General features: G+C 42.1%; 6 protein-coding genes. 1 reads left to right on the top strand and 5 read right to left on the bottom strand.

Features of this window, described 5'->3' with window-relative positions:
- Positions 1-2 precede the first annotated feature (2 nt).
- Positions 3-1259: a glycoside hydrolase family 88 protein gene (locus tag ABD930_RS05135; protein WP_345230630.1), complete on the top strand. Its 1257-nt coding sequence runs from the start codon at positions 3-5 to the stop codon at positions 1257-1259.
- 205 nt (positions 1260-1464) lie between these two features.
- On the opposite strand, the gene ABD930_RS05130 is transcribed toward ABD930_RS05135, so the two are convergent.
- The 5 genes from ABD930_RS05130 to ABD930_RS05110 form a co-directional block, all read right to left on the bottom strand.
- Positions 1465-3345: a RagB/SusD family nutrient uptake outer membrane protein gene (locus tag ABD930_RS05130; protein ID WP_345230629.1), complete on the bottom strand. Its 1881-nt coding sequence runs from the start codon at positions 3343-3345 to the stop codon at positions 1465-1467.
- Positions 3346-3357: 12 nt separating this feature from the next.
- Positions 3358-6615 carry a SusC/RagA family TonB-linked outer membrane protein gene (locus ABD930_RS05125; protein WP_345230628.1) on the bottom strand — a complete coding sequence of 1086 codons (3258 nt, stop codon included), beginning with the start codon at positions 6613-6615 and terminating at the stop codon, positions 3358-3360.
- A gap of 381 nt (positions 6616-6996) precedes the next feature.
- Entirely contained in the window at positions 6997-7671 is a 675-nt protein-coding gene (locus tag ABD930_RS05120) for a GDSL-type esterase/lipase family protein (protein ID WP_345230627.1), read from the bottom strand.
- 48 nt (positions 7672-7719) lie between these two features.
- Positions 7720-8559: a formyltetrahydrofolate deformylase gene (purU, locus tag ABD930_RS05115; protein WP_345230626.1), complete on the bottom strand. Its 840-nt coding sequence runs from the start codon at positions 8557-8559 to the stop codon at positions 7720-7722.
- Between the two features lie 11 nt (positions 8560-8570).
- Positions 8571-10445, bottom strand: a complete 1875-nt coding sequence (locus tag ABD930_RS05110) for a DNA topoisomerase IV subunit B (RefSeq protein WP_345230625.1) — start codon at positions 10443-10445, stop codon at positions 8571-8573.
- Positions 10446-10652 lie beyond the last annotated feature (207 nt).

Genomic DNA, 10652 nt, shown 5'->3' with positions numbered 1-10652 from the left:
ACATGGGTAATATAACACAACGCATCCTTACTCCTATATGGGGCATTAGTTTAGTAAGTTTACTATTTAGTTGCGCGCCGAGAGGGAAGTTCAACATCGAACAACAATTTTTGGCAGCAGAAAAGCAATACCAGCAATTGGCCACTGAAGCCGCAAAGACAAAACGTTGGCCACGGACGACTGATAAATCGAGAAAATTGGTTGGCACGGATGAGTGGGACTGGACAGGCGGCTTTTTCCCGGGCTCTTTATGGTATATTTACCATCAGACCCATAACCCACAAACCAAGAACGATGCTATACAATGGACAGAAACCTTAGAGGCTGCCAAAGATCTTGACCAACATCATGATATTGGCTTCGTCATGTATTGTTCCTACGGCAACGCCATCAAGTATTTGGATGATCCACAGAAAAAAGCCACTTACCAGCAACTCATTATCCATTCGGCCAATACCGCATTAAAACGTTATGATGCGAAGGTAGGCCTGATCAAGTCTTGGAACAGCAAGGAATCATGGGATGGAAAAACCATTTGGGAATACCCGGTTATCATCGATAATATGATGAATTTGGAAATGCTCTGCTATGCTTCCGACATAACAGGAGACCCGAAATACAAAGCGGCGGCGATAAGCCATGCCGACAAAACCATGGAAAACCATTTTCGGAAAGACTACAGTACCTACCATGTAGTAGATTACGACAGGGAGGGGCATGCCATTCACCAGCAAACCAATCAAGGCTATGCCGATAACTCTACATGGGCCAGAGGGCAGGCATGGGCCATTTACGGCTTTACGATGATGTATCAGGAAACGAAAAAACCCGCTTACCTTAAAACCGCGCAAGAAGCAGCGAAATTTTATATGAACCACCCCAATCTTCCAGATGATAACATTCCATATTGGGATTTCAACGCGGGCCAAAGCGGTTATACATCTGACGTTGATTTTTCCGGGCGGAAGCTAGATGATATTCCACGAGACGCATCAGCAGCCGCCATTACCGCATCCGCATTAATTGAATTGTCGACATTGACGAAAGGTAACGACAGCACGAAATACCTGGATTTTGCTATTGCTACGTTAAAAACACTTTCAGGCCCTGAGTATTTCGCAAGCGAGGATAATGGTGGCTTTCTGTTAAAACATTGCGTGGGCAGTCTTCCCCATGATTCCGAAGTTGACAAGCCGCTCGTATATGCCGATTATTATTATTTAGAAGGACTAACACGGTGGAAGGCGATAAAAGGATAACCCAACCGCTTTAGCAGTAGATTCCGAAGACGGGATAAGCATACGCTAATCAAAAAAAAGTATCCGAAAAGGTGACTTTTCGGATACTCACTTTTTAGCCGTTGCCTTTTTATTAGTTTTATCCCTCTTACAACGCCTGCCTGCGGCAGGTAAACTTATCCCTTAAAACTTAGCTTACAGCTTACAACCTAAAGCCTTAAACCCCTTAATCATAACCGGGGTTCTGCACCAGTTTAGTATTCCGGTTCATCTCATCACGGTTTATGGACATAAAGTACATTTTATCCAGCCAACGACGATCTTCAATGCCCGGATCCAGCTCAGATGTTGTGTAGGTGTACGTATAATTCTGTGGATCGTATTTATAAACCCGTATTTGTTTTCCCTCTTTCAGTGTACCGAAAATATTGACAATGCTGATTTTCTCTCCCAATGTCTCCTGAGCGATCATCCATCTTCTGGCGTCAAAAAATCGGTGTTCTTCGTAGGCCAACTCAATACGCCTTTCGTTACGGTAGCGTTGCCTTAATGCGTCGCCCGACTCATTTACTGCTGGCATCCCTGCACGGAAACGGATTTTATTTAACCAATTCCGTGCTTCGCCGTCTTCTCCAAGCTCAATACAGGCCTCTACATAGTTCAAAACCGCTTCCGTATATCTTAAAATGGGCCAAGGAATAAACTGACGTGTATTCTGATCCTCTACAGCAGGATCAGGATCCGTAAATTTTCTGAAATAATAACCTGTATGTGATCCGTTCCAATCTTCAACAGGACTGTTACGTGTATCCAAACCATACTGAGTAATCTTTTGTCCAGAAGAATTCGTCACCTGATACTGCCCTGTTTGAATCTGGTTATTCGGATCGCGTCCTTTCACATCGCCGGTGCGGGGTTTCCAATCAGATCCATCGTGTAAGATGGTGGCATACATCCGAGGGTCCCGATTCTGATAAGGCGCTGCCTTATGTGCTGGATTATTCCAGCTGAATTTGGAGCCATCAATCATTTCATAATCATCTACCAGGTTCTGGATAGGTGTATTCCCTGCCCAATTGTGATAGCCGTTAGGGCCATTATTTCTACCAAGCCAGGTACCTGCTTCATCTTTAAGATCGACAAAAAAGCGCCCCAATAACAACTCTTGTGCCCCATCACCAGCAACTGCCTTACTACCACCTGCTAGCGATAAAACCATGTAATTCTCTGTGCCTTCTTCCGGTATTACAGGACCACTTAAATCCAATTTATAACCAAAACCCTGCTGATCTACAACCGCTTTTGCTGCCTTCTTAGCCTTCTCCCAACGTTCCGTCCGGCTTCCCGACACATAACCTAAGTACTCTTTATTTTCATATCCAGCAATCGTAGCAGACTTACTGGAAGCCGTTGCCATATCATGCAAGTCGCTTGCCGCATACAACAGCACTCGTGCCTTTAAGGCCATAGCTGCAATATCAGTTGCCCTACCCGTACTTGGTGTAAGACCTTTTAATAAATTGGTAGCTGTATCGCAATCCGCTACGATAAAATCAACACATTCCTCATAGGTATTACGAGGAGCCATATAATCTGCCTCATTAAGTTCATAAGGCCGTGCAATAAGTGGAACCCCACCGTAGAACCGAAGCATTTGTTGGTAATAGTAAGCGCGTAAAAAGTGAGCCTCTCCTTTTAGTCGTTCTACCAAGTTGTTTGAATTCTCAAACTGTGGTGTTGCTAGATTTTTCAAGGCAATATTTGTAGCTCGGATACGCACATACAAAGAATCCCAAAGGTATGTTCTCTTAATCATTCCTTGGTCTGCCGGGTTTGATCGAGCTTCTGTAATAGTATTAATTCCACGGCCAGGGTGTGTAAACATGGCCTCGTCAGTCATAGACGCTTGCATTTCCTCCTCAAAGCCCCCCTGCCCCATGCCATTATAAATCTCCAACACAAAAGCTTCAGCCAAACCAGCATCGCTCCATACGACTTCCTGTGGCACTTCAGACATCGGTTCGGTATTTAGAAAATCAGTTTTACAGGATATAAATCCAACTAGAAACAAGGTTATCCAACCTAAAATGTTATATGAATTTTTCATTTTCAGCGTTCTTTAAAAGGTTACTGCCAAACCAGTATTGATAATACGTGATTGCGGGTAATATTGCCCTAACACATTAGTAGATTCAGGATCATAGGCTTTCATCTTACTGAATGTAAGCAAATTCAATCCACTCACATAAACCCGCAAATTGCTGATCCCCACTTTTTCGCCAATTTTTGCTGGAAGCGTATAGCCTAACTCCAAATTTTTCAGGCGAATATAATTCGTGCTTTGTAACCAATACGTATTATTATTAGAGTAGTATTGATCACTCCTATCGGTTATACGAGGATGTTCGCTACTTGGGTTATCAACAGTCCATCTATTCTCATAGAACTCCAGCAAGTAATTACCAATGGCACCCGATTCGTCAGTAGCAACACGAAGTTCTCCCCCTGCTGCACCTTGAAATAAGACGGTTAAATCAAAGTTCTTATATTGCAGGCCAAGATTCAAACCTCCCTGAAAAGTTGGTTCCCTATTTTTATCTCGGCGCACCCGATCATCAGGAGTAATTTTCCCGTCACCATCATAATCGAGGTACTTCATGTCCCCCGGCCTTAAATTATTCGTTACTGAACTGTAATCCAAAGTATTTGCTGCGATATCTGCTTCATCACGGAACACGCCATCATAGATGTAGTACAATTGGGCGTCGGTAACTTTACCAGTAGTACGTTGCCATGCTGGTGCTCCGGGTGCTTCATCCCAAAACTTGATCTTATTCTTGGTATAACCACCATTAACACTGACATTATATTTAAAGTCTCCTACACTACCATTATACCCTACATTAAATTCCCAACCTTTATTATCTACCTTTCCAATATTTTCTGCAGGCAGCATCATACCAGTACTTTGCGGAATAGATGCATTACGTTGCCATAAGATATTAGACCGCTTGTTCATAAATACATCAAACTCAAAATTGATCTTGCCATCCAGTAATTGTCCGTCTAAACCAATATTATAGTTATCGGCGACCTCCCAAGTAATCATAGTGTTTGGAACACGTGATTCGTAAAGCGATTTAACTAACTGGCCATCTACAATATAGGTACCAAAGCCGTACGTAGAGTAGTATTGATATTCTTGAAGTTTGGCATCATCTTCCAGATACTGTCCTTCTGCATAGTTATTTTTGAAATAAATATTATCATTACCCATTCTTCCCCACGAAGCCCGTAGTTTTAAATAATTGATAAACGAAACATTTTCCTTCCAGAAATTCTCTTCTGAAATACGCCATCCTGCAAGCACACCTGGAAAAAATCCAAAGCGGCTATCTTCCGGAAACATATAAGAGCCATCATACCGCCACAAAAATTCGGCTATATACTTCTCTTGGTAATTATAGCCTACCCGACCAAAATAATTGAGCCGTGCCCGCTTCCATGCGCTACCATTATTATTTTTCTCCCGCTCACCGCCTGCAATGAGTTGATCAATTGCTGTTGAAATAAAATAGCGTCTAAAAGCATTAAAATTATCATTATCAATAGTTTCCCGGTTTACTCCCGCCATTATATTAAACTGGTGCTCACCAAAAGAACGATCGTAATTCAAGACGCCTCCTAAAAGAACATTCAATTGATCTTCATTGGCTTGTGTTAAACGGGGATCTGCAGGTCCACGCTCTCCCCTTACCAGTTGAGGTGTCGTTCCATCGGCTTCATAGTCACCTTGCCAAGTATATAAATACCAAGGTGTTTCCCATTTCTTCGATTGCTTAACCCACTTATCGATGGCTGCCGTACCGGTAAACTTAAGTCCTTCTACGCCAGGTATGGTAATATCTACCTGACTATTTGTTTGGAAATAGTATTGCTTATTTTTATCATAACCCGTTTGATCAGTCGTGATAACCACCGGGTTTTCACCATTTTCTATATCAGGCCCCGGCATACCGTTTGGCCAAAATGCCGGTTCTGTAGGATTTCCACGCATCAGCATTCTAAAAATGGTGGCCGCTGATTTTGTAGGATAACTTCGATTTTCCTGCCGTCCAAGTACGCCTATCTTCGTACTCACATATTTACTAATCGTTGCATCCAAGTTAATCCTTAAATCATATTGCTTATAACCGGTAGCCGAATGTTTGTAATAACCGTCCTGATTTTGATAACCGATCGAGGTTAAATATTTAAATTTTTCTGACCCACCCGTTAGCTGCACATTATGTCTTGCTTGGGGTGACCATGTTTTCAAGGCGGCATCATACCAATCCGTATTGGGATGCCCCCAAGGATCAGATCCATCCCGAAATTGTTCGAAATCCGAAGGGAGGAAAGGCGCCGTAAGACTAGAACCATTGGGACGCGTGTAAGCTCCATCTGCCTTTAAGGCGGCATCGGCAGCGGCCCATTCACTTACCGGAAGTTTGAACACCTCTAATTCATTGCGCATTTCGGCGTATTGAACCGCATCTGCTAATGCCGGAATTACCGTAGGTTGTGAAAAACCCTGATTGTATGTATAGGATAAAAGCGGTCGACCCGTTTTTCCATGTTTTGTTGTCACTAAAATGACCCCATTGGCAGCGCGGGCACCATATATCGCAGCAGCAGCATCTTTTAAAACCGATATATTGTCAATATCCGCTGGATTTAGTCGTTCTATTCCTCCTGTTCTGGCGGGAATACCATCAATAACCACTAAGGGGCTGCTATTTCCTAAGGTGTTCGTACCACGGATTTTGATATTGGAACCATCTCCACCAGGTTCGCCACTTCGCTGAGTTGCGATAACCCCTGGCATCCGACCTGCCAATGAATTGGAAACGTTCAGTGAAGGAGATTTCACTAATTCTTCACTCTTAACCGTTGTCACGGAACCTGTAACTGTCTCCTTTTTCTGTGTACCATAACCAACTACCACCACTTCTTCCAAATTGGCTACATCCTCTTGCAGGGTAACTGTTATCGACTTACGGTTATTCACAGGTTCTTCTAACGAGCCGTATCCTACCGCAGTAAAGACCAGTGTCGCATTGGATGGCACTCCCTCCAGCCTAAACTGTCCATCAGCATCTGTGGTTGTTCCTTTTTGCGATCCTTTAACTAGGACGCTTACACCAGGAATTCCTTCATTACCTGTCATGCTATTGACCTTTCCAGTGACCGTAATTTGCTGCTGTTCAACGTTCACTGTTACCTCTTTCTGGCTTTCTTTTAACATTACCTTTGCTTGCCCTATATCCGGAAAGGTTAGCGCTAACGCAAGCATAGAATACAAAACTTGTTTCGTTTTGCCGTTTACTTTCATCATGATTGGTTTTTAAGTTTATATTAAACAGTTTGTAATTGTCATTTAAACATTTATGCTTCTATTCACAAAAACGTACTTGTCTTCAGTAACTAGCTTTATATTTCTTTACTTATTAAGTTATAAGAGGTTGGCGTAAACATAAGCAATGTGTGTTTACAAAACAAGAAAAAATAATAAATTGTCCTGAAGCTTTCAAAAAATAAAACAAAAGTTTTGCATACTTATGCACAGGCCTTTTTGAGGTTTAGGTAGGGTAGGGAAAGACCTGTTTGTTGAATAGATCTCGATCCCGAATACTTTGGATCGAGATGATATGGGGTAATTAGTCAAAAGACAGGTCGACCAGTTGAGATGATAGGGTTAACCCGTTAAGACGACTTTTCAGACACCTTCATCAAGATAAGGTTGTACTATTCTTTGCCAATGATCGTACCCCTTTGTATTTAGGTGTAGCCGATCCGGTCGGAAAAGCCCATCGTCAGGCTTTCCATCTGCTCCTAATAGCGAAGTGGCGACATCAATGTAGGTTCCATTCTTCTGATGCTTGAGAAATTTTGCGATCTTTGTATTAGTTTTCTTTACTGCATCCATTAAATTCGCACGACTATTGCAATATTTTATTGATAAAAAATAAATGGGTGTTTTGGGTTGTTTAGCCCGTATCATACGCCATAGTTTTTTAAAGCTTTCGAATACCTCGTCTGGCGTTTTTCCACTAGCAAGATCATTATCGCCCGCATAAATAAAAATTTTATCGGCCTCATACGGATAAACAATAGCGTCCATATAATAGGCCGGAAAATCAGCCAATTGGCAACCGCCAACACCTCTTTTAATAATCGGCTTATTCGGAAAACGTTGTTCTAAATCGTCCCACACACGGATGGAAGAGCTGCCTATAAACAAAATGCCATGCTTGGGTGGCATTTTCACTGAATCAGCTTTTTTAAAGGCTATGATTTCATTTTCAAAAGGATACGCTTCCTTCTGTTGCGCATGCAGTCCTAAGGTAAGGAAGAGAAACAACAACCCTAGTTTTATACGTAATTTTTTCATCTGTTCGGTTTTATTATTTGTCCGCGTTTATTTTTCAATTAGATCCTTTTAGTCAAACACTACGGTTTTATTTCCAGTGACAAAGACCCGATCTTCGATAACCAGCGCCAAAGCCTTACTTAGTACCGCTTTTTCGATTTCCTTTCCGGCCTTTCGCATATCTTCCGCTGTGTACGTGTGATTAACCGGTTTGATATCTTGTGCAATAATAGGTCCCTCATCCAGATCATCGGTAACAAAATGTGCGGTTGCTCCAATTAATTTAACGCCTCTTGTATACGCTTGCTGGTAAGGATTTGCGCCAATAAAGGCAGGAAGAAAGGAATGGTGAATATTGATTATTCGCCCTCGATAATGTGCAACGAAGGTAGGCGACAGGATACGCATGAATTTTGCCAAAACCACATAGTCTGGGTGATAATGATAAACGGTACGGTGCAATTCCTTCTCAAAATCATCTTTTGTTTTCCCTTCATGACTAATATAATGGAAGGGAACGTTAAATCGTTCGGTAAATTCCCGTAAGTTGTCGTAATTACCAATGACACAACAGACTTCTGCTCCTAACGTATGAAAGAAAAAGCGAACAAGGGTATCTCCTAAGCAATGGGGTTCTTTCGTAACCAAAATAGCCAGCTTTTTCTGTTCCTTTGGATTGACCGTCACCTGGGCCCCTTTGGGCAGTACACCCTCCAATTCTGTACGCACCTCATCGGGTAGAATAGATTTTCCGGTACAGATAATACGCGCAAAAAAGCGTTTGGTTGCTTCGTCAACATATTCCCGCATGGTAATAATATTCAACTGATGCGCAGCCAACACATGGGCAATAGAAGAAACCAAACCTACCGAATCTGTACAGTGGATGAGAATAAGCGTTTGTTCCATCAGCTTCTTACCTAAACAGCCTCCTTTAAATCTTTTTCGGCCACAACAGGCTCGTCTTCTGCAACATCTTGTTCTATGCGCAGGTTATTTACGATATGTTTTTGTCGATCAGGCGTATTTTTTCCCATATAATACTCTAGCAATTGCTGAATTTTATTTTCTTTTGATAAGATTACAGGGTCTAGGCGCATATCTTTACCGATAAACAAACCAAATTCGTCTGGTGAAATTTCACCGAGCCCCTTAAATCGGGTTATTTCCGGTTTTCCTCCCAATTTAATGATAGCGCGCTGCCTTTCTTCATCGCTGTAACAATAAATGGTTTCTTTTTTATTTCTGACACGGAACAGTGGTGTCTGTAAGATGGATACATGTCCTGCCTTTACCAACTCAGGAAAGAACTGCAAGAAAAAGGTCATCAAGAGTAGACGAATATGCATACCATCGACATCAGCATCTGTGGCTATAACAATATTATTGTAGCGAAGCCCGTCTAAACCATCTTCAATATTCAAGGCATGCTGTAGCAGATTAAATTCTTCATTTTCGTACACTACCTTTTTCGTCAACCCAAAGGCATTTAGTGGTTTACCTTTTAAACTGAACACGGCTTGTGTCTGTACATCCCTGGATTTGGTGATAGAACCACTAGCCGAATCTCCCTCCGTAATAAACAGCGTTGTTTCCTGATTCCGTTCATTTTTATCATCATAGTGTATTTTGCAGTCACGCAATTTACGGTTATGCAAAGACGCCTTTTTAGCCCGTTCATTAGCGAGTTTTTTGATACCAGCAATATCCTTACGTTCACGTTCAGACTGTAAAATTCGTTTTTGTAAAGCATCCGCTGTATCGGGGTGTTTATGCAAATAGTCATCCAGGGACTTTTTGACAAAATCATTGATAAAAGTCCGTACAGTTGGCCCATCCGGACCGATACTTTGTGAGCCCAATTTCGTTTTCGTCTGCGATTCGAATACCGGCTCTTGCACTTTAATGGCTATGGCACCAATAATAGAAGCACGGACGTCGGCTGCATCAAATTCCTTTTTATAAAACTCACGGATGGTTTTCACCAAAGCTTCTCGAAAAGCAGCTTGGTGTGTACCTCCCTGGGTGGTATGCTGGCCATTGACAAAAGAGTAGTATTCTTCACCATATTGCTGCCCATGGGTTAAGGCGATCTCGATATCCTCACCACGCAGGTGAATGATCGGATAACGCATCCCTTCGACCTCTATATTCCGCTCCAACAAGTCACGCAGTCCATGTTCAGAAAAAAACTTCTGCCCATTAAAATTGACGGTTAATCCTGCATTGAGAAAAACATAGTTCCAGATCATGTTTTCCACAAACTCCGGACGATATTTATAGTTACGGAAAATACTGTCGTCCGGAATAAAACTAACGGCTGTCCCGTTCCGTTGGGTAGTCTCTTTCTCTTCGTCCTTCAAGAGTTCTCCACGGCTAAAATCAGCAATACGGGTGCGGCCAGCCCGATAAGATTGCACTGTAAAGGAGGAGGATAGGGCATTTACTGCTTTTGTACCTACTCCATTCAGTCCAACCGATTTCTGAAAAGCTTTACTATCGTATTTACCTCCAGTATTGATTTTTGACACGACATCGACGACGCTACCAATAGGAATACCTCGGCCATAATCACGTACGGAAACCTTCAGTTCGCTCACGCTAATGTCAATGGTCTTTCCTGCTCCCATAACAAATTCATCGATCGAATTGTCGACTACTTCTTTTAAGAGCACATAAATTCCATCGTCATATGCAGATCCATCACCTAGCTTACCAATATACATACCAGGCCGTAATCTGATGTGTTCTTTCCAATCTAAGGATCGGATACTATCTTCGTTGTAATTTGTCATGCTTCTTTTTTGTTAACTAGCTAACTTATTAATAGGAAACTTGTTAAGTCGTTGAGTTATTGTTTAATAGTATCAAGACATAAGTATCAAGACGTATTTAGTTGTGAGTTGCCAGTTGCGTGTTATGAGTGTCCTTTCAGTTACGCGTTGCGAGCAGGTGTGCGTACTCATGATCACATTGGCTAAACATCTCATTGGCTAATTCCC

Origin of the sequence: Olivibacter ginsenosidimutans (genome assembly GCF_039542865.1) — a bacterium.
GTDB lineage: Bacteria > Bacteroidota > Bacteroidia > Sphingobacteriales > Sphingobacteriaceae > Olivibacter > Olivibacter ginsenosidimutans.
Note: the sequence above shows the minus strand (reverse complement) of the source record. Positions and strands in the feature narration are given on the sequence as shown.